Origin of the sequence: Dactylococcopsis salina PCC 8305 (assembly GCF_000317615.1) — a bacterium.
Classification (GTDB): domain Bacteria; phylum Cyanobacteriota; class Cyanobacteriia; order Cyanobacteriales; family Rubidibacteraceae; genus Halothece; species Halothece salina.
Map to the genome: position 1 here is coordinate 1,079,031 of NC_019780.1, position 19,597 is coordinate 1,098,627.

Annotated in this window: 17 protein-coding genes and 3 tRNA genes; 8 read left to right on the top strand and 12 right to left on the bottom strand. The window is 41.1% G+C overall.

The annotated features are described in order from the left end of the window. The first annotated feature begins 36 nt into the window (after positions 1 to 36). A complete protein-coding gene (gene purM / locus DACSA_RS05465; protein ID WP_041235704.1) occupies positions 37 to 1,062 on the top strand; it encodes a phosphoribosylformylglycinamidine cyclo-ligase in 1,026 nt (341 codons plus the stop codon). Positions 1,063 to 1,074: 12 nt separating this feature from the next. Here the strand turns inward: purM and DACSA_RS05470 are convergent. Next, positions 1,075 to 1,145 (bottom strand) — tRNA-Cys (locus DACSA_RS05470). A 145-nt stretch (positions 1,146 to 1,290) separates the two neighbouring features. On the opposite strand from DACSA_RS05470, the gene DACSA_RS05475 reads away from it, so the two are divergent. Then, complete coding sequence (locus DACSA_RS05475; RefSeq protein ID WP_015228791.1) at positions 1,291 to 2,133, top strand: hypothetical protein; 843 nt, start codon at positions 1,291 to 1,293, stop codon at positions 2,131 to 2,133. A 63-nt stretch (positions 2,134 to 2,196) separates the two neighbouring features. Here the strand turns inward: DACSA_RS05475 and DACSA_RS05480 are convergent, their stop codons facing one another. After that, positions 2,197 to 2,433 carry a type II toxin-antitoxin system Phd/YefM family antitoxin gene (locus DACSA_RS05480; RefSeq protein WP_015228792.1) on the bottom strand — a complete coding sequence of 79 codons (237 nt, stop codon included), beginning with the start codon at positions 2,431 to 2,433 and terminating at the stop codon, positions 2,197 to 2,199. A 515-nt stretch (positions 2,434 to 2,948) separates the two neighbouring features. On the opposite strand from DACSA_RS05480, the gene DACSA_RS05485 reads away from it, so the two are divergent. After that, the gene (locus DACSA_RS05485; protein WP_015228793.1) at positions 2,949 to 3,434 is read left to right on the top strand and encodes a DUF4112 domain-containing protein; all 486 of its coding nucleotides are present in this window, start codon (positions 2,949 to 2,951) and stop codon (positions 3,432 to 3,434) included. Between the two features lie 29 nt (positions 3,435 to 3,463). Next, positions 3,464 to 6,154 (top strand): alpha-mannosidase, encoded by a 2,691-nt coding sequence (locus tag DACSA_RS05490; protein WP_015228794.1) that lies wholly within the window; start codon positions 3,464 to 3,466, stop codon positions 6,152 to 6,154. 279 nt (positions 6,155 to 6,433) lie between these two features. Here DACSA_RS05490 and DACSA_RS05495 read toward each other — a convergent pair. The 4 genes from DACSA_RS05495 to DACSA_RS05510 all read right to left on the bottom strand — a co-directional run bounded on the left by DACSA_RS05495 (position 6,434) and on the right by DACSA_RS05510 (position 9,371). Continuing rightward, positions 6,434 to 6,505 (bottom strand) — tRNA-Thr (locus tag DACSA_RS05495). Between the two features lie 8 nt (positions 6,506 to 6,513). Continuing rightward, positions 6,514 to 6,595 (bottom strand) — tRNA-Tyr (locus DACSA_RS05500). Between the two features lie 77 nt (positions 6,596 to 6,672). Next, on the bottom strand, positions 6,673 to 8,265 hold the full coding sequence (locus DACSA_RS05505; RefSeq protein ID WP_015228795.1) for a mechanosensitive ion channel family protein: 1,593 nt from the start codon (positions 8,263 to 8,265) through the stop codon (positions 6,673 to 6,675). Beyond that, complete coding sequence (locus tag DACSA_RS05510) at positions 8,265 to 9,371, bottom strand: AI-2E family transporter (RefSeq protein WP_015228796.1); 1,107 nt, start codon at positions 9,369 to 9,371, stop codon at positions 8,265 to 8,267. The genes DACSA_RS05505 and DACSA_RS05510 overlap by 1 nt, the downstream gene beginning before the upstream one ends. A 118-nt stretch (positions 9,372 to 9,489) precedes the next feature. On the opposite strand from DACSA_RS05510, the gene DACSA_RS20335 reads away from it, so the two are divergent. Continuing rightward, positions 9,490 to 9,747 carry a hypothetical protein gene (locus tag DACSA_RS20335; protein ID WP_041235350.1) on the top strand — a complete coding sequence of 86 codons (258 nt, stop codon included), beginning with the start codon at positions 9,490 to 9,492 and terminating at the stop codon, positions 9,745 to 9,747. A gap of 224 nt (positions 9,748 to 9,971) precedes the next feature. Continuing rightward, positions 9,972 to 10,685, top strand: a complete 714-nt coding sequence (rnc, locus tag DACSA_RS05520; RefSeq protein ID WP_015228797.1) for a ribonuclease III — start codon at positions 9,972 to 9,974, stop codon at positions 10,683 to 10,685. Between the two features lie 113 nt (positions 10,686 to 10,798). On the opposite strand, the gene DACSA_RS05525 is transcribed toward rnc, so the two are convergent. The 5 genes from DACSA_RS05525 to DACSA_RS05545 all read right to left on the bottom strand — a co-directional run bounded on the left by DACSA_RS05525 (position 10,799) and on the right by DACSA_RS05545 (position 16,600). Beyond that, positions 10,799 to 11,662: a DUF2267 domain-containing protein gene (locus tag DACSA_RS05525; RefSeq protein ID WP_015228798.1), complete on the bottom strand. Its 864-nt coding sequence runs from the start codon at positions 11,660 to 11,662 to the stop codon at positions 10,799 to 10,801. Positions 11,663 to 11,829: 167 nt separating this feature from the next. Continuing rightward, a complete protein-coding gene (locus tag DACSA_RS05530) occupies positions 11,830 to 13,605 on the bottom strand; it encodes a sodium:solute symporter family transporter (protein ID WP_015228799.1) in 1,776 nt (591 codons plus the stop codon). A gap of 9 nt (positions 13,606 to 13,614) precedes the next feature. Further along, positions 13,615 to 14,625, bottom strand: coding sequence for a patatin-like phospholipase family protein (locus DACSA_RS05535; RefSeq protein WP_015228800.1), 1,011 nt, complete (start codon positions 14,623 to 14,625; stop codon positions 13,615 to 13,617). Positions 14,626 to 14,677: 52 nt separating this feature from the next. After that, positions 14,678 to 15,517, bottom strand: a complete 840-nt coding sequence (locus DACSA_RS05540; RefSeq protein ID WP_015228801.1) for a mechanosensitive ion channel family protein — start codon at positions 15,515 to 15,517, stop codon at positions 14,678 to 14,680. Then, a complete protein-coding gene (locus tag DACSA_RS05545) occupies positions 15,518 to 16,600 on the bottom strand; it encodes a hypothetical protein (protein ID WP_015228802.1) in 1,083 nt (360 codons plus the stop codon). 445 nt (positions 16,601 to 17,045) lie between these two features. Between DACSA_RS05545 and DACSA_RS05550 the strand changes: the two genes are divergently transcribed. Both DACSA_RS05550 and murG read left to right on the top strand, forming a co-directional pair. Next, complete coding sequence (locus tag DACSA_RS05550) at positions 17,046 to 18,272, top strand: ATP phosphoribosyltransferase regulatory subunit (protein WP_015228803.1); 1,227 nt, start codon at positions 17,046 to 17,048, stop codon at positions 18,270 to 18,272. Next, positions 18,269 to 19,336 (top strand): undecaprenyldiphospho-muramoylpentapeptide beta-N-acetylglucosaminyltransferase, encoded by a 1,068-nt coding sequence (gene murG, locus DACSA_RS05555; protein WP_015228804.1) that lies wholly within the window; start codon positions 18,269 to 18,271, stop codon positions 19,334 to 19,336. The genes DACSA_RS05550 and murG overlap by 4 nt, the downstream gene beginning before the upstream one ends. Here murG and DACSA_RS05560 read toward each other — a convergent pair. Then, positions 19,318 to 19,548, bottom strand: a complete 231-nt coding sequence (locus DACSA_RS05560; RefSeq protein ID WP_015228805.1) for an acylphosphatase — start codon at positions 19,546 to 19,548, stop codon at positions 19,318 to 19,320. The two genes, murG and DACSA_RS05560, sit on opposite strands and share 19 nt — an antisense overlap. Between the last annotated feature and the right edge of the window lie 49 nt (positions 19,549 to 19,597).

Below are 19,597 nucleotides of genomic sequence, written 5' to 3' on the forward strand. Positions count from 1 at the left end.
ACTCCTCGGTACTTACGTCATGTTAAAGTTAATATCATGGATTATCAACAAGCTGGAGTCAATATCGAAGCGGGACGGTCTTTTGTCGAGCAAATTGGAAGTTTCGTTCAGAAAACCCACCGTAAAGAGGTTTTAGGTGGGCTAGGAGGCTTTGGGGGCTATTTTCAACTCCCCACTGGTTACACCGAACCGATTTTAATCTCTGCAACCGATGGCGTGGGAACAAAACTCAAAATTGCACACAGTCTCAATCACCATAACACAGTCGGTGTTGATCTGGTAGCAATGTGTGTTAACGACATTTTGACTTGTGGTGCTGAACCACTTTTTTTTCTGGACTATATCGCAACTGGAAAACTGCAACCGCAACAGTTGACAGCAGTTGTAGAAGGGATTAGTGTCGGCTGTGTGGCTAGTGGTTGCGCCCTTTTGGGGGGAGAAACGGCGGAAATGCCTGGATTTTATCAGGGAGGAGAATATGATTTAGCTGGCTTTTGTGTGGGAATTGTTGAGAAACGTAAACTGTTAGATGGATCACGGGTAAAAGTAGGCGATCGCGCGATCGGGTTAGCCAGCGCGGGTTTACACAGTAATGGGTTTAGTCTGGTGCGTCAAATCATCGCCGAGCAAGGGATCAACTGGCTCGATCGATTTCCAGAATTAGGAGAAGAATCTCTGGGAGAAATTGCCCTCACTCCCACTCAAATCTATGTTAAACCTGTGTTAGAAGCGATCCGCGTCGGTTATGATATCCATGCTATGGCGCACATTACTGGCGGTGGCTTACCAGAGAATCTTCCCCGTTGTTTAGGTAGCGATCAATCTGTCCAAATCAACGGAGAAAATTGGTCAATGCCACCGATCTTCTCTTGGTTAGCGCAAAAGGGGAACTTAACCTCAGAAACCCTGTATAACACCTTTAACATGGGAATCGGCTATGTTTTGATTGTTCCTCCAACCTTGAGAGATGATTTGGTTGGTTTCTTTAACGAACAAGGAATCACCGCCTATGACATCGGTGAGGTTGTCCCAGGTACTGGAGAAGTCATTGGTTTAACTTAGTTTAACCGAAAAAGGCGGCACCCAGATTCGAACTGGGGATAAAGGCTTTGCAGGCCCCTGCCTTACCGCTTGGCTATGCCGCCGTTTGGATTATTATCATATCATATTACTTCCGAAATTTGTCAAGATGGAACAACAGAAATTAGAAAACTCAGTTGACTAGGCGAATTGAATCGCGATCGGACTTGATAATTATGATTGACCGCGCTCTTTTTGGAGGAAAAAGAATTGAACTATAAAACACAAGCACTTGATACAACGATCGAAGCGGAAAAAATTCAGTTCCAAATTTGGCGAAGACTTTCTCTTGAACAAAAAACACAGCAGGTTCGTTCTCTACAGCAACGTTTGAGAACAATTTTATGGCAAAATATCACTCAAAAACTTCCTCAAGGAGACGATCGCAGGCGAAAGCAGAAGTTAATTGAATTAGAAAAAGGAGAAAATTTTAGTCAAATTGATCAAGTTTTAGAAAGTAATTTTATGTTACAAGACCCGATCAAGTTAGCAGCATTGGTTGGTCAAATTTTTGATCGTTTAGCAATTCCTTATTTTGTTAGTGGCGGACTAGCGAGTTCAATTTTAGGAGAAACTAGAACCACTATTGATACAAATATCGCAATTTTAATGAGTGATAAACGCCTGATTCCGCAGCTAATCGAAATAATGCAGACAGATTTTTATATTAGCGAAATTGCGGTTGAAGATGCTTTAAACGATCGCACCAGCAGTTTTAATCTCATTCATTTACAGTCAGCTTTGAAAGCAGATATCTATCCCATTCGAGATAATGATTTATTTCGCCAAAGCGCCATTACTCGCCGTCAAAAAATTAATCTAGCAGATTCTCCAGAATTGTCTTTTAATATTTGTACGGCTGAGGATATTGTTTTACAGAAGCTGATTTGGTATCAAACGACAGGACAAATATCACAGAAACAATGGCGGGATATTTTAGGAGTTTTAAAGCTACAAGGAGAACGGTTAGATTTTCAATATATGCGATACTGGTCAGAAGCATTAAGGATTGTTCAATTATTAGAAAATGCTTACAATGAATCTGGTTTATAGTCGTTCCAATTCAATTCCGCAGTGCAGCCATCTTGGCTGCTACTAGGGAGCAAGATGCTCCCACTACCTTTGATCTGCTGTATACTCTTTAAAGTCTTCTAGTGGTTCGTCAAAATCATCACTCATCCAAACCATTCCCTTAGCACTACCAGCTTGAGCGGGATAACGCTTAACAGAACTGGTGGAAATTAATTTGACGACAGAACCCTCTTTAGTAATAATGACTTCTTCGCCGCGCAAAGCTGCATCAATCAACTCTGATAATTGTTGGCTGGCTTCAGCAATGGTAACTCTTTTCATTGTTTTTTCCTCAATACTAACCAACGGTCAAAGCAGGCGCCTTCCTAAACGGAAGGCGTAATCTTTGACTTTCTATTCTCATTCTAAAAATTACAAGCATCAATGCTATAAAAATTCGCAATCTAGCCTTATCTTAGTCAACCTTACTGAAAAACAAGCAATTTGGCTATATCACCGTTTTCAGATTATTATTTAGGGCTTGAGTCAAGAAAACTGAAAGTTTTACCAAATAAGGATTTGAGGCGATTCAGTTCAGATAAAAATGCAAGTTCATTGATTGTTCAATCGTCACGCATATTGCATCAAAACCTTGAACTCCTACCGATCAATCAACCCTAAGGCAACTTGCTGATTGGTGTTGGGTTTCGTAAACTTCACCCAACCTACTTGCCTCTTGCTGATTGGTGTTGGGTTTCGTAAACTTCACCCAACCTACTTGCTGAAAAACAAGCAATTTGGCTATATCACCGTTTTCAGATTATTATTTGATCATATTATTTCCAAAATTTGTCAAGATGGAACAACAAAACTTAGAAAACACCGATCGAGCGTTTACCCGTGTGCGTCGTCTCAGCGACTTTCTCGATAATGCGATTACAATTCCAGGGACATCCTACCGCATCGGGATTGATCCGTTATTAGGATTAATTCCTGGACTCGGTGATTATTTGGGAGCATTTTTATCAGGATATATTATTTTTGAATCGGCGCGTTTAGGTGCGTCTCGTGCGACATTAGGACGAATGTTTTTTAATGTCATATTAGAAACAATTTTAGGATTAATTCCTGGACTCGGTGATATTTTCGATGTGTTTTGGAAAGCAAATGCCAAAAATCGCACCTTATTAGAAAAACAAATTGCATCTTCGGAAAAGAGAGAAAAAGCAGATTGGTTATTCTTATTTATTTTATTATTGGGATTGCTTTTGATCATTATTGGAGTTGCTAGTTTGAGTCTTTGGATTTTAGTTTCTATTATCCAGGCTAGTCCTTTCTTTTAATAAAATACAATCAAACTCTATATTATCAAATGCCAAACAAAACTATTCAGGGAATTGTTGTCTCTCACACTCACTGGGATCGCGCTTGGTATCTTCCTTTTCAATCCTTTCGTTATCGTCTCGTTAGAATGATTGACGATTTAGTTGAAACCCTAGAAACTGATCCTAATTTTTACGCTTTCACTCTTGATGGACAAACCATTTTATTAGAAGATTATCTCGAAATCTGTCCTGAAAAGGAAACTCGTCTTCAAAAACTAATTCAGTCGGGACGAATTTTAATTGGCCCCTGGTTTACGATGCCAGATTTATTTTTAGTTAGTGGAGAAGCTGTCATTCGGAATTTACAGGAAGGACGAAAATGGTGTCAAAAATTCGGAAATTATATGGCGGTGGGTTATCTTCCTGATCCTTTTGGACATTTTGCACAAATGCCTCAAATTTTACAAGGATTTGACATTGATAGTTATATTTTTATGCGGGGTTTAGATGCGGAAACGAAAGCTACTTACGGCGCAATTTTTAATTGGAAATCTCCTGATGGTTCGACGGTTTTAGCTATCTATGAAAGAGAGGGATATTTTCCTTTAGGATCATTAGGTCACGAAAGTGTTTTCGGGCGTTTTGATGGACATACGGAAAACATTGATCTCGCGAAAAAACAGGTGGAACAAGCCTTAAAAACGATGCTTCCGTTACAAGAAGAAAGGACAGTTTTACTTGGTAATGGGTTTGATCATCTTCCTGTACAAAAAAATATCCCAACTTTATTGTCACAACTCAATGAAACCTTAACAGAAATCGAATTAACTCACGGAACAATTCCTGAGTTTGTCGATGGGATTAAAGCAGAAAATCAACCTCATCAAACTTATCAAGGTGATCTGGTGGGAAATGCAGATCAGCCGATTTTAGCGAGTGTTTATTCGACTAGAATGTATCTGAAACAGCAGAATCATTCCGCACAACAATTATTATCTCGGTATGTTGAACCGATGAGTGTTTGGTTGGAAAGTTTCGGTTTCGGAAATAATGTTCACTCGTTTTTAAGCCACGCTTGGCGGTTACTCTTGAAAAATCATGCCCATGATGATATTTGTGGTTGTAGTGTGGATGAAGTTCACGAAGATGATGAGTTTCGTTTTCGCCAGGTTGAACAAATTGGTGATTCGATTTTAGTGGAACATCTGGAAAGGTTGTTAAAAAAAGGATGGGTTTCGCCACAAGAAACGGGAGAACATTCTACAGATGTTTTTGTGTTTAATCCTCATCCCTGGAAAGCGACTTATGAGGTGGAAACATCGGTTTATTTTCCTAACCCTGATGGAGAATGGGGACAACCTTTGTCTCCTTTACAGTTAGTCGGTTGTGATGGTTATGGAAATCCCATTTCCATTCTTGTACTGGATACTGTAGCACCAAAAGTTCGATCGCGCTATCTAGAAACCACTTGGGGAAGACGTTATGATCTTAAGTTTTCTGTTACGCTTCCACCGTTAGGCTATCAACTAATTCACATTTATCAAGATAGTCAACCGTTACCCGAAAAAAACACTAACCCCCCTTTAGTTCTAGAAAACCAACGCTATCAACTTCTTATCAAAAATAACAGCGTTACTCTCACGGAAAAAGAAACCAATACCACTTTCTCTAACTTCCTTCAGTTGGAATATCAAATTGATGATGGCGACACTTATTCCTTTAGTCCAGTTCGAGAGTTTCAACCGATTTGGGGAACACTGAAAAACGCAACGATTCATCCCCAAAAAACGGACACCCTACAACTCACTTATACCTTAATTGTCCCCAAAGGATACGATCGAAACAAGGGAGTTTATGGCGAAGTGAGTCTTAACATCACTGTTGATCTCACTCTGACTTCTCATGCTTCTCTAGGGATTAAAATAAACTACGAATCTACGCTGGAGAATTCACGTATCCGTGTCGTCTTTCCTTTGGGTTTCTCCACAAAAGAATCATTAGCAGATGGACATTTTCGCCTCGTTTCACGGGAAAAACCAATTTTGCGAACTCCAGAAAGTGATCCACAACGTTATCAGACTTATCCTGGCGAATTAGACTATCCCACTCACCATCAGGGAGACTTTGTTATCTTCACAGGAAATGATTATCAAGTCTGGGTTGCTAACCGAGGTTTACCCGAATATGAAGTGATGGGAGATCAAGTTGCGATTACAGTAAATCGTAGTGTTGGTGATCTTTCTGTGGGAAAAGGTCGCATTCGTCCTTGTCAAGCGGGTCCTTCTGTTCCCACTCCTGGCGCACAATGTCAACGGGCAATAACGGCGGAACTTGCTTATGGTATCGCTACTTTCCCGCAAGCCGCAATGATTCGTTACGCCCGTGAGTTCTCCCATGGGGCTTGGGTGCGAGAAATGCCTTACTTGCCTTATGTTGATTCTACAGGAGAGTTGCCCCGTTTTGGCTCTTTGTGCGCGATCGAGAATCCGAATATTATTCTATCAGCATTGAAGCCAGCAGATGAGGAAGGAATGTTGGTGCTGCGACTGTATAATCAAACCGAACAGAGACAACAAACTAACATTAAGTTCGGGTTTCCTATTCATTCTTACTGTGAGACGAACTTGCTAGAACAATGGGAAGAAAGTCAACAAAAGACCGCAGAAAACAATGAATTTAATCTTGATTTCTACCCTCATCAGATCAAAACTGTTCTCTGTTCTCAAAACTACACTTGAAATCGGGTACAGCACGAAAAAGTACAATATCTCGGTTAAAGCAAGGGAATAGGGAACAGCGAACGGGGAACAGGGAAATAAAAGTGCAAGTTACAGTAAATCCCCCCTAACCCCCCGATGATTGGGGGGGGAACAATGAGTTGGTGTATAGTACCAATTATTCAAAATGGTCTAATGAGGCTGTCCCAGTTTTCCGTTCGTAGCGAGAATGGTATCCTGAAGGAAATTCTAAAGGTTTAGCAGGGGAGAGAAAAGGCTGAAACCCATGGCAATAAGTGAAGCCCGTGACGAGACTTGAACTCGTGACCTCACCCTTACCAAGGGTGTGCTCTACCGCTGAGCTACACGGGCGTGGGGAGTGGGCCAGGTTGGATTTGAACCAACGTAGGCTTAGCCAGCGAATTTACAGTCCGCCCCCATTAACCACTCGGGCACTGACCCTTTTTCCACGCAATTATTAATAGTAGCACAGCTTTTAGGAAATGGGAAGGGGAAAGCCAAACTTTTTTCTGAGTTGGTCACTGTTCACGGATGACTGGGGGAAAATTGCCGCTGCGAAGGTGCAAATCGCGTTGTGGGAAAGGAATCTCAACACTTCTTTCTTGGAAGTATTGATAAATCAAGAAATAGAGATCGCTTTTAATTTGAAACTGTTTACGTGGCTCAGAAATCCAAGCGAGTAAGTTAAAGTTGAGGGAACTATCACCAAAGCCTAAGAAAAAAACGTTTGGGGGAGGGATGGATAAAACATCAGAATGGGCTTTCGCTGCGTCGAGTAAGGATTGACGGACAATTTCTAAATCTGAACCATAAGCAACGCCGACTGGAATCCGTAAACGGGAAATGGCGCTACGATGACTCCAATTGATCACTTCTTGTTCTAAAAAACGGGAGTTGGGAACAATCACAGAAACGCGATCGAGCGTGGTAATTTCGGTACTACGAACACTAATATGTTCCACTGTTCCCACAAAGTCTCCCACTTCGACAAAATCTCCGGCTTGAATGGGGCGTTCAAAAATCAACACTAAACCGCTAACAAACTCCTTAGCAATCCCTTGAATCCCTAAACCAATTCCTACCCCTAAAACCCCTGCAAATACGGTTAAAGAGCTAATATCTAAGCCCCAAATCTGCAATAAAACCAACGTACCAATTAACACTAAGCTATAGTTAGCGACTAAAGCAATGGTTTCTTGGGCTGCGCGACTTAATCCCGTTAAACTCAAAACTCGCAATCGCAACACCTGTTTAATGCTTCGGGCTAAAATAAACAGAGCCGTAAACAGGGCGATTAAAATAATTAAATCGAGAACAGAGTAAGCATTATCTCCCAACGGAAATAAATCGGAGGTAAGGCTATAAACGAGGGTGTCTCGGAGTTGACGACTGAGATGTCGGGTTTGGGGAAAGAGGGTGCTAATATAGCCAAGAGTGATCAGGAAAATTACACTGCGTAAAGTGTTGAGAAAAACCTGAAACGCAATATAACGAGTTTTTGCGCCAGAAAAGGGTTGAGTAAAACTGTGAGTTTCGGAAGTAGAGAGGCTACTGTCTTCCTTGAGGTAGGGATTAATCCAACGTTGACAAATCAAACTGATTCCCCATGTTAAGATGCTGGCGATCGTTAAGGCGAGGAGGGAAAGCAGTATAGAGCGTAAGAAATAACTGCGAGTTCGTTCTTTTTCAGCTTGTGCGATCGCGCTTTCCACTTGTCTTTGCCATATGTTAGCTTGTTCTTCTAAGCTACGTCCTTGGGGCATATCTTCTGGAGTCACAGATAGTAAGTGATTACCATTAACCGTTAAAACGGGAAGAGTTTGGGTTGACTCTACTTCTACGGTAATTGAGGCTACTTGTTGGTCTTGTAGGGGTTGAAATGTATTTTGAATGGTACGGTTAAGGGTGCGACTGGCTTCTTCGGCTCGCTCTTTGGCGCTAAACTTTCCAGAGTCACTAACTTCAAACACTACTTTACCATCAACAATTACAGGAGCGGTATTATTACTTTGACTCCAAGCGGGAAGAGCAAACAGGAAGAAACTCAGGAAAAACGTGCAAATACTGAGGAAAACTGAGGAAGCGCGATCGGGAAACTTCATAAAAAACATTATTGACTAGGTTTGACAGCTAAGGGAGTCGAACGAGTGGAAGTACTTTTTTCTGCCAATGCTTTCGGTTTGATATACAAATTTTCAATCAATGTGGCTGCACCAGCAACCCAAGGCGGAACAATTAAAGCCCCAAGAATCCCTAACACTTGTGCGCCACCAATAACAGCGAGAAGTTGGTAAAGGGGATGTAACCGCACGGTGTTTCCCACTAATAGCGGATCAAGGACATAAGTTTCAATGTTTTGAATGACCACGAATAACAATAACACCCATAACACTGTCCAACCCCCATTCGCTGTAGCGACGATGAGTGCGGGAATCGAACCGAGAACCGGACCAAAAAAGGGAATTAAATTGGTAATCCCTGCGATCGCGCCTAAACCGAGAGCAAATTCGGAAATACCGAGGATTCTTAAGCTAATACTAATAACCACGCCTAAAATCGCAGAAACTAAGACTCTTCCTTGAATATATCCTCCCATCCGTAAGGCGACGGGATGAACCTGTACTTCTAAACGCGCATCCCAGGGAGATGGAAATAAACTAATGATCCCGTTAATTAACCGCCGCGAGCCGGATAACATATAACCAGATAAGACGATGGAGAGGATGACACTCACGAAACCGCCAATAATGCCGCGTGTTACTCCGTAGGAGCGCACTAATAACTGTTGACTTGATCGAATCAGCCAACTGGTGAGCGCTTTGGTATCAAATAGGCGATTAATGGGGTCTAGGGTTTCTGAATCAGTAATTCCGAAACGGAGGGCTAAATCCTGAGCTAAAAGCCGCAGCGTATCAAGATAACTGGGAAGTTTACGGATTAAGCGTTGAATTTGTTCGACGACAGTGGGACCTATTAATACTCCCACACCTGTAAATCCGGCGATCAGTACCAGATAAACAAAAATCACTGCTAAAAAGCGAGGAAGTCCTAATTTTTCCGCTGCATCAATGGTTGGGGCTAACGCGGAAGCCAAGACGATCGAGATCATCAGGACAATAATTAGGCTTTGCAATTGCCATAGTAAAACCCCCAGAAAAAAAAGGGTTGCAGCCACAATTAAGGTAGAGTTGGAAATAATAACACGCTGCTGAGACATTGCACTTAAAAAATATAGGAAACGACTTTGGATTTTTACATCCTCTCCCGTCAATTATAGTCAGCGCGGAGGTTGTCATTTTTACTTCGGGTTTGCTGAAAAAGTTCATGTTTTCGGTGTGGTAAGGCAAAAGGCAAGAGGCAAGAGGCAAGAGGCAAGAGGCAAGAGGCAAGAGGCAAGAGGCAAGAGGCAAGAGGCAAGATGGGGGAGAAAAATCGCTCCCTTGTCTTCCTTGCACTTTTTTGAGGAGTTAAGAGCCTTAAAACCAGATGGTACGCGACTTTTAGCTTTCTTCAGCAAGCCCTACTTCACCAGCTTGATTCTTGAAATCGTCATTAATAAAATTTGGCAGGTTGAATGTTTGTCCACCCAGTAAAGCGAAACTCTGGACTCCCTAGCGAAACCTAGAAAAAATTTTTTTTTGAACTGCTTTTTACTTTTAGAAAAGTTTGATTCGGAGTAAAAAGGTTTCGCTTTCTGTGCGCTTACAATTATAGCACAAAGTCAAGGAAACGACCAACAGGAGAAGCTCGATCGAATCTTCGATTGAGAGAACGCAAGATTTAAGATAGTTGATTAGCGTTTTTATTTTTTAAATTCATGTCTTTGCAACTACCCACATTTAAACAGTCTGATCTCTGGGAAAAAGCGATCACCCATCGCTCTTACTACAACGAACATCCTGATTTAGGGGAAGATAACGAACGTTTAGAATTTTTGGGGGATGCGGTTTTAGGATTTTTGGTGGGAAAGTTATTATATGAAACGTATCCCCAGATGCGAGAGGGGGAGTTAAGTCGGCTTCGAGCGCGTTTAGTTAATAATGAACATCAACTAGCGGAATTGGCGTTGGATTTAGGGCTCGATCGACATTTACGATTGGGAAAAGGAGCAGAAAAAGATCATACCCGCGAAAATCCAGAAGTGCTGAGTGATACCTTAGAAGCCGTCATTGGCGCTTATTTTCTGGATTCTGGGATCGAAGCGGTGGCAACATTTATCACCCCTTTCTTCGCTTCTCGCGCGGCGGAAATTGCGTCCACTTCCGAACTTGATCAAAATTATAAAGGACGATTACAAGAATGGGCGCTTACTTATTTTGGAGAAATTCCCCGTTATTTGATTGTTCAAGAAAGCGGTGAAGATCACGCCAAAGAATTTACCGCCGAAGTTCGGATCAAGAATCAAGTTTATGGAGTCGGTGTCGGAGAAAGTAAAAAAACCGCAGAGAAAAAAGCGGCTAAAATGGCGCTTCAAGCAAACATAGAACAAGTAGGTTGGGTGAAGCGAAGCGAAACCCAACACAAATTATAAATAATACCATTTCGATAAACTGGTGCTACATAACGATCCCCCCAACCCCCCTTATTAAGGGGGGCTAAGAGGGGATAAACTGTAACTTTACTTTTTAGAAATGGTATTACTTACTATGCTTTTTCCCAAAGCTGACGAATTTTGCCAGGTAAAGCCTTAGCTACTTCCTTAATTCGATCTTGAGATAACTCATCCTTAGTCGCCGAAAAAACCGCATTAATGGCGACTTCTGGTTCAATTCCTCGCTGTAGTCCGCCCTCTTGACGAATACGGAATAAAAAAGTTTCATCATCAATATTTAAAACTGGACGAACCCGACTTAAAAAAGCAACAATGGGATTCGTATCTTTCCAGAGTTGAGAAATATCATCTTGTAGAGATTGATCATCGCTGGGAACTGCTTTTTCCCCCTTCAATTCATCAGAAACACGATCGGCCGCTTCTGTTGTCATTAAATCACGCATGGTGCGAAAAACCACTTCTGAGATATCTCTCGCGTCAAAAATATCATCCACCCCTGCTTTTAACTTCACCTTCTCTAAGAAAGGTTCATTTTCGGATGCGATGGGGCTAGTGGGTCCTTTTCCGAGTGCTTCAGGTTTATTGGCTTCCATTTTTTTCAAGATTTGTTTTCCTTTCTCTGTTAGTTTAGCTTGTTTGAAGCGGATTAAATGAGGAAGAGGGCCATCTTCTGCACCTAAAGTATTTGCCACTCGAAACTCTTCAACTTGTTCGGGGTTAGCGACATTAGGAACATCATCCTGTTTCGCGTAAGCATTCCCTTCAAATTCGGCTTCAATGTACTGCTTTTGATTTAAATAGTCGAGATGACCTAAAAGATCAGATTCAGTCATTTCTCGACCCGCAAAATCAGCTTCAGTAAAGGAAATTTCTTTCCCTTCATTGTTTTCGTAAGCCGATTGACCGATTTTTTCCAGCAAGATATACACGATATCTTCTCGTAAAGCAATTGTCATAATTTCTTCCCAAACTCGTCTATTTTTGATATATGTAATTATGCTGGTGCATCGGTAACCGAAGGTAAACAATGACGGTTGGAAGCCAAAGGTTGCTGATCGCGCCAGCTTATTGGTTTAATTTACTTGGATTTTTATCATCTTTGCATCCTTCGATCGACACAATTTTATTTTTCCTTTTCTAAATGTCGAAACCAAGCAAAATATAGTCCAATAGAAAGACAAAGCAATAAGAGTAATAACCAACCCAACTGTTCCCACTGTTTCGTTAATAACATCATCCCCGTTAAAAATAATACCAATTGCCAAGGCAGCGCCAGACAAATTGCAATCATATCTCTTCGATTTTCCTGTCTAATTTTCGCCTGTTGAGGGAAGGAAAGTTTGTTTCGCATCGGTTGCCAAAACCCAAACGGTCGAGTGACTTGATAGAAGTTATCTAAAACGGTTTCTGCTGTGGGAGGAGTGGCCAACGTTCCGATTAAACATCCCAAAAAAGAAGCGGTTGCTGGAATTAAAAAGTTAGCATATTCTGGAAAGGAAATACCGCTAATTTTAGCAAGAATTGCCGTGATCATTCCCGCTAAAAGTCCCACAGCATACCCATAACCATTAAAGCGCCACCAATACCATCTTAATAATAAAGGAATAAATAATCCTGATCCAAATCCCAGGGTAATCCATCCCCAAATATCATTAATGTTCACCACAGGAAAACTAAATAATAAACCCAGTAAGACAACAACAATGGAAGCGAGACGACTTTGACTCATTAATTGTTGGTTATTGGCTTCGGGGTTGAGATACGCCTGATAAATATCTTTCACCCAATAAGCCGCACTAGAGTTAATAATTGAGTCAAATGTGGACATGGCAGCCGCAATAAAACAAGCGACTAATAAGCCTTTAATTCCTACAGGAATATAGGCTTCAATAACAGTGGGTAACACTAATTCTGGATCAGCAATTATCGTATTAGTTAATCCATAATGAATCCCTAAAATTGCAAAAGCTGTCACCAGGGGCCAACGAAATGCGAGAAGAAGAATCCAAAATAAAGAAAGTAAACCAGCGGTTCGATCGGTGTTGGCGGCAAAATAGCGTTGACTCATGTAACCGCCAGCCCCACTAAAGCCTTCAATTCCTGTCTTAAATAGATAAAAAAATAAAGTCACTCCCAATAGATTATAGGCTGCATATTCTCCAGGTAAATCTAGGGTAAAAGGAGGAATTAAATCTGTCCAAGTGTCACGGGTTGTGGTCAAGGTTTGAAACTCATTTCCACTGAGAGGAACAGAAATGGAAAAGGTTTCAGGAAGCGTCACCGTTGATAAGGCTAATCCACAAACATAAATGATAGCAACCAAGATTAAAATCCCTTGAAAAACATCTGTCCAAATTACGCCATAAAATCCACTGGCTGCTGTATAAATCATCGCCAAAGTCAGCATGAATATAGCAGCCAAACGATCATCAATTCCCAAAAGTTGACCAAAAAACTTTCCTCCTCCTACCGCAAAATAACTAATAATCCAAATCGAAATAATCAAGTTAGCAATCGCACTAATTAAACGCGCAATATTCCCTTCTCTTCCTTCTCCAAATCGTAAGCGCATCCATTCCGCTAACGTCATCACTTGTGCGCGTCTTGTCCACTTTCCCATAAAGATCATAAAAAATGCCATGATCAAAACAATACCGCCCCGAATTTCAATAAAAAATCCTTTAATTCCCAGCGCATAAATTAAAGCAGTAATGATCATGGTTCCGGCAATATCGGTATTGGAAGCCATTCCAGAAGCACCTAAAGCCCACCAAGGTAGGGTTCGATTTCCTAAAAAATAAGCATCAATTCCCTGGGAGGCTTTCTTCTGTAAAACGAAACCAAAAAGGACAATTCCGAAGAGATAAACCGCAACAATGAGATAGTCAATTAATTCCATAACCTGAATTTAGTGGGAGAGTTTTTCTTTAATTTCTGGTAGTGCTTCTGCCGCGCTGCGATATCCTTCTTTGATTAAAGCATCGGCTTCGTGGAAATCAAAAATACCATATTGAGAGAGACGCGGTTGTAATAAAATATCAGGTTCATGTACTTTTAAGTTAATCTGAGTAACTTGTTGTTCCATGATATTAATCGCACTGCCAATGACATCAAAGATGTTCGGAGTTTTCGGTTGTTCGTCATCTTGATCAGGTAGCCAATTATTAACTTTTTCCGCTAGGGTTTCTTGTACAGATTCATAACGAGATTTAAGATTATTCAAAAACTCAATGCGAGTGGATTGAGTTTCCGCTTTGCTGACTTCTGATGAGGCTTCGGAAGATTTAAGACGAGACAAAATTTCCTGATTTTCCGTGTCAACTTCTGTATCAATTTTTTCCGCTTCTGAAGTGTCGATATTGGGAGGAGAGTAAGGATAATTAAGATTAATCGCAATCACAACATCGCTTCCCATTGCTTTCACAATATCCACTGGTACGGGATTAATAACACCGCCATCAACTAAATAACTTTCTCCTTTTTGGAAAGGCGTAAAAACCCCTGGAATGGAAATACTTGCTCTCACTGCATCCACCATCGATCCTGTTTTCAAAACGATCGCTTTCTGGGTTAATAAATCAGTGGCGACACAATGAAAGGGAATATTTGTATCTTCTAAGTTGGAGTCAAGAACATGACTATAAATTAAATCATAAACTTTCTCTCCATCTAGTAATCCTCGCGTGGGAAACTCCACATCTAAAAGAGAAACAATGGTCTTCCAATCTATCTCTTTAATGAAGGCTTCTAAATCATCTAATTGGTTAACCGCATGAATGCCGCCGACAAATGCGCCAATACTTGTTCCTGCAATATAATCAATTTTTATTCCTGCTGTTTCTAAGGCTCGAATCGCACCAATATGCGCCCAACCTCTTGCGCCGCCGCTTCCTAATGCTAAACCAATTTTTTTCGTCATCTTGATGGTTATTCCTTCTCACAACAATGAGCTTATTATTAATGATCAGTCCTTATTCTGTCAATTCAGAATTACTGGGAATACGAGGATATTTAACCCCAATTTGATTGAGGGCTTGTTTACTGCAACGAGTGAGATCAGTTTGATAAATAAATTCGTCTCGTGCGTCCATTGGATAAGATTTTAATTTGAAATATGTTCCCCAAGATTTCTCGCTAACGACAACAGTAATGGGTAGTTTTAATTGTGTGTATTTACTACTGTAGGCGGCTTGGTAAAGAATCTCAATCACGGCTTCTAAATCAACTTCGTGATGACAATAAAATTCGGTGGTCACTTGTGCTTCTAGTTGTCCACTGTTAGCGTTGGAAATTGCTTCCGTCAAGATTTTACTATGAGGAATTATGATTAAATTATCATCGGGTGTTTTCAGTCGTATTCCTCGTAAGCCAAAGTCTGTGACTTCCCCATATTCTTCACCGATTTTAATTCGATCGCCCACCGGATAAGGGGCTTCAAATAGGGCGACAACTCCAGCAATAATTGAGGTGGTATAGTCTTTAAAAGCAAAGCCTAAAGCGACTGCAATTGTACCAGTAAGTGCGAATAAATTTTGTCCCGACAAGTTAAAAAATAAATTGACTAGGTAGCTAACAATCACAATCAAAACTAACCCTTTCCAAAAGGGAACAGATTGTTTAATTAGTAACCGATAGCGACGGGGAACTTTCTCGGAACTCCAAGTGGTTAAAAACTGAACTGAAACTAATAAACCATAACCAATACCGATCGCTAACAGTGCTGATAATATCTTAATCCAAGTAATTTCTGTAACTAAGTTTTCCGACAATTCTTGCTTGACTTCTGACTGCGCTAGGAGATAAAACCACATTTAAGCATCCTCTCCAATTAAAAAATTATTTTGATTGAGTTCTTGTTTAATCGATGGATAAAACAGGGGATTAACCATTAACGCTTCTTGCTGGCGATCGATTAATTCTGCTCGTAATAAAATCTGTATCCTTGCTTGAATGTCTTCCTCTTTTTCTCCTAAACTCAGCGCGAGAGAAGAACGTTTCATTTTGCCATGTAGCAATAAGGAATGTAAGATATAACGATCGGATGCGGCTAAAATAGGTAGTTTAGGAAAACTAGGATTAATCAATTTTAATGCTTCCTCTTCTTCTGAAACAGACATCTGGATTGATTGTAACCATAACTGACGGGCTACCTGAATATTTCCGAGGGATAGAGAGGCTAAGTTATCCCAAAAAAAAGCAGAAGGCTTCGTTTCTGTTTCGGGAATAAAGGTATTAGCAACTGGCTTTAACCAGCTTTTAATTTCCTCAGCATTCAACTGAGGAATCATTACTGTTTCTTCAAGATAAGCGTTAAGCTGACACACATGATCTAAAAATTTCCACGACCAATGATTACAGCCAATTAACCAAAAATAATTAGGACTGTTAACAATCTGTTCTCGTAACCAGATAATCCCTTCCCAGCCACCAATACAACGTAAAAAGTATTGCTCTAAGTTAGGAATAACCATGATGATCTTTTCGTTTTGGTCTGTTATTTTAATCGCTTCGATCGCGCTTTTCAATTCCTGAGTGATTCTTGCTGGTTTCTCCCTGACTTCCAATTTTTCAAATGGATAAATCACTCTCACTGCTTTTAACTTCTCATTAGGAAAACTGTTTCTGATTAAATCATCAATCTCATTCATTGGTGAACCAAGGATAACTAAACGATTCGCGTCTTTCTCTGTCTCCCAATGTTTAAGTTCTTGCGCGATCGCGCTTTCAACTGTTGTCACATAAGATGAAGGAAGCGGCAACTGATCAATAATTTTTTCTAATTTCATTTTCACCGCTACAGGAATGTCCTGTAACTTTTCTTCTGTTACGGTTGCTTGTGCTTGAGAAAACCAAGATTGAATCTTATTCCACCCCGAAACCATCGCTAAATTCATCTTTAATCCCATTAAAATCTAACAAAATATTCCTGATCAATTTAAGCATTTCTTTCCTCTCTCCTCCCCGTCTCTACGGGGAAAATTTCTTTTTTTCTTATTACTTGACTCCGCGATCGCGTTATGATAAGCTCGTACCAAGATGGGAAGTAGTGCCAAAATTCAATTAGCTTAACATTTCTCTCAGAGCAAAAATCGCTCAAGTTACCACCAAATATAAGTTTAAGCAAATAGCATCCATCCTGAAACTGCTCCAGCTTAATATACTTCCACGAGAAAAAAGAAGCAAGAAACAACTAATTTTTGTAACGAAAAAAGTTTGTCTCCAAAACCCCCTATTTGCGGGTAACAGAGCCAATTTTCCCATCGGGATCAAATCAAATTTGATAGGAGTAACAACTTATGATTAACTAAGAAAGGAATCCGTTTCGATTCGCTTTGTGTAATGACCTCAACCTTTATGCTTCATCAAGCGCCCGCCGGTGCAAGAGACTGGCTTCCTGTGGAAGTGATCCAAAAACGATGGCTCTCACAAAATCTGGAAACCGTGTTTTCCCAATGGGGATATCAACAAATTATTACCTCTACTTTAGAGTGGGTAGAAATGCTCACGGCTGGTGGCGCGATCGAACCGTCAACCGTGATACAAGTCCGAAATAGAAGTGATAAATCATTAGGATTACGTCCAGAGTTTACCGCGTCTATTGCGAGAGCGGTTGTGACGCGAATGCAAGGAAACCCCTTACCACAACGCTTATTTTATAACGGGAATGTCTTTCGCTCCTCTGAAGATCATCATGGTCAGCAACTAGAATCTGATCAAGCGGGAGTGGAATTAATTGGCGCAACGGGAGTATTAGCAGACAGTGAAATTATCTTATTGCTCCAAAATTGTCTGCAACAATTAGGGATTAAACAATGGCATTTCGTTTTAGGGGAAGCAGGATTAACGCGATCGTTGCTTGCGCCGTTTCCTGAAAAACTAAGAGCAAAAGTGCGTTATTGTATCGCTCATTTAGATCGAGTCAGTTTAGAGAAACTTCCCTTATCATCGGAATTACAAGAGCGAGCATTACTGTTATTCGACTTAAGAGGAAAACCAGAAACCGTCCTCAAAAAAGTCTCTGAGTTGGATTTAGATGAAACGGGAAAAAACATTGTTCGTAATCTCGAATCATTATTAAATCTGCTAACAGAAACCAGTGATCTTCCCGTAACGCTAGACTTAAGTTTATTACAAACCATCGACTACTACACAGGGATTGTTTTTGAAGTAGTTGCTGACAGTGAACGAGAAACTTGTATCATTGGACAAGGCGGAAGATACGACCAACTGTTAGGGTTATATCATCCTCAAGGCGAGACACTTCCGGGAGTTGGTTTCGCATTAAATTTAGAAGCATTACAAACCTGCTTATTGAGAGAAAATAAACTACCGAAAAGAGAAACCGCCAGTGACTGGTTAGTCATTCCAGAAAGCGCTTCCGCGCAAGTCTCTGCTTTTAATTATGCCCAAAAATTACGAAGCGAAGATCGATCGCAGCGTGTGGAATTAGCATTAGAAGAAAAAGAGGCGGCGGAAATTAGAGAATATGCCCAACAAAAAGAAATTAAGCGTTTAGCTTGGGTAAAAGCAGATGGTAAAGTAACGGTAGAAGCGGTGGAAGCATGAGAGAGGAAGCCAAACCAAACTTATTAATAGCAGCGAGTGGAACGGGTGGACATTTATTTCCAGCGCTTGCGGTTGCTGAAGAATTAGGAGATTATAATATCCAATGGTTGGGCGTTCCCAATCGTTTAGAAACCAAACTGGTTCCGTCTTCTTATCCCCTAACCACCCTCAACATTGAAGGGATAAAAAAGCGGATTGCCCTAGGAACAATTGGGGTATCTTTTCGGATTCCTCCTGCGGTTTCCAAAGTGGTTAATTTGATTAAAAAAAATCAGATTCAAGGTATATTTACCACAGGAGGATATATTTCCGCACCTGCGATTATTGCTGCTCGTATTTGTGGTATTCCTGTCATTATCCATGACTCTAATGCCATTCCTGGAAAAGTCACCCGTTGGTTTGCTCGTTGGTGTCATACGGTGGCGTTAGGTTTCCCCACCGCCGAAAAATACTTTCCCCGTCAACGGACAATTTGGGTGAGTACCCCCGTCCGCAAAGCGTTCCATTCCCCCCAACCGCTTGATTTACCCTTAAAGGAAGAGACACCGTTAATTGTTGTTCTCGGTGGATCACAGGGTGCAGTTGCGGTTAATCAACTGATTCGATCGAGCGCGAAAGTGTGGTTAGAGACAGGCGCAGTGATTGTACATTTAACAGGAGAACGTGATCCAGAGGTCGATCGATTCCAGCATCCCCAATACTACACCTTTCCCTTTTATGAAAACATGGCGGGACTTTTACAACGAGCCAATTTCGCCATTAGTCGCGCGGGTGCGGGAACATTAACCGAATTAGCAATTACGGGAACCCCTGCGATTTTAATCCCCTATCCCTACGCCGCCGAAGATCATCAAACCTATAATGCTCAAACCTTTGTGGAAGTGGGGGCTGCGGTTAGTTATCCTCAACAAGAGTTAACCTCAGATACGCTTGAGAAAACCGTTTTGCAATGGTTAGCCTCTCCTAAAATGCTCTCAGAGATGGGAGAAAAGGCGAAAACCCTCGCCGTCAACGATAGTGCGATTCAAATTGCCACCTTACTGCGTCAAGCCGTTAGCACCTGAAACGCAGTCAGTCCTTCTGGTGTCTCTCGCTCAACAGTAACATCTTTAACCACTGCCGCCCTCGATCCTTGCTGACACCATTGAATCATCTGTTCGACGGCAGTTGGTTCTCCTTCCAACACGGCTTCCACGCGACCATCGGAAAGATTTTTCACCCAACCCGTCAGTCCTAATTTCACTGCTTCTTCCTGAGTGGAGAGACGATAACCCACTCCCTGTACTTTTCCTGAAATGTGACATTCTCCCTCGGTGAATCAAAGA

Excerpts from the sequence above, each read along its gene's own strand:
- purM (WP_041235704.1), top strand. The coding sequence starts at position 37 with ATGGATTATCAACAAGCTGGAGTCAATATCGAAGCGGGACGGTCTTTT.
- DACSA_RS05480 (WP_015228792.1), bottom strand. The coding sequence starts at position 2,433 with ATGAAAAGAGTTACCATTGCTGAAGCCAGCCAACAATTATCAGAGTTG.
- DACSA_RS05485 (WP_015228793.1), top strand. The coding sequence starts at position 2,949 with ATGGAACAACAAAACTTAGAAAACACCGATCGAGCGTTTACCCGTGTG.
- DACSA_RS05490 (WP_015228794.1), top strand. The coding sequence starts at position 3,464 with ATGCCAAACAAAACTATTCAGGGAATTGTTGTCTCTCACACTCACTGG.
- DACSA_RS05505 (WP_015228795.1), bottom strand. The coding sequence starts at position 8,265 with ATGTTTTTTATGAAGTTTCCCGATCGCGCTTCCTCAGTTTTCCTCAGT.
- DACSA_RS05510 (WP_015228796.1), bottom strand. The coding sequence starts at position 9,371 with ATGTCTCAGCAGCGTGTTATTATTTCCAACTCTACCTTAATTGTGGCT.
- rnc (WP_015228797.1), top strand. The coding sequence starts at position 9,972 with ATGTCTTTGCAACTACCCACATTTAAACAGTCTGATCTCTGGGAAAAA.
- DACSA_RS05525 (WP_015228798.1), bottom strand. The coding sequence starts at position 11,662 with ATGACAATTGCTTTACGAGAAGATATCGTGTATATCTTGCTGGAAAAA.
- DACSA_RS05530 (WP_015228799.1), bottom strand. The coding sequence starts at position 13,605 with ATGGAATTAATTGACTATCTCATTGTTGCGGTTTATCTCTTCGGAATT.
- DACSA_RS05535 (WP_015228800.1), bottom strand. The coding sequence starts at position 14,625 with ATGACGAAAAAAATTGGTTTAGCATTAGGAAGCGGCGGCGCAAGAGGT.
- DACSA_RS05540 (WP_015228801.1), bottom strand. The coding sequence starts at position 15,517 with ATGTGGTTTTATCTCCTAGCGCAGTCAGAAGTCAAGCAAGAATTGTCG.
- DACSA_RS05545 (WP_015228802.1), bottom strand. The coding sequence starts at position 16,600 with ATGAATTTAGCGATGGTTTCGGGGTGGAATAAGATTCAATCTTGGTTT.
- DACSA_RS05550 (WP_015228803.1), top strand. The coding sequence starts at position 17,046 with ATGACCTCAACCTTTATGCTTCATCAAGCGCCCGCCGGTGCAAGAGAC.
- murG (WP_015228804.1), top strand. The coding sequence starts at position 18,269 with ATGAGAGAGGAAGCCAAACCAAACTTATTAATAGCAGCGAGTGGAACG.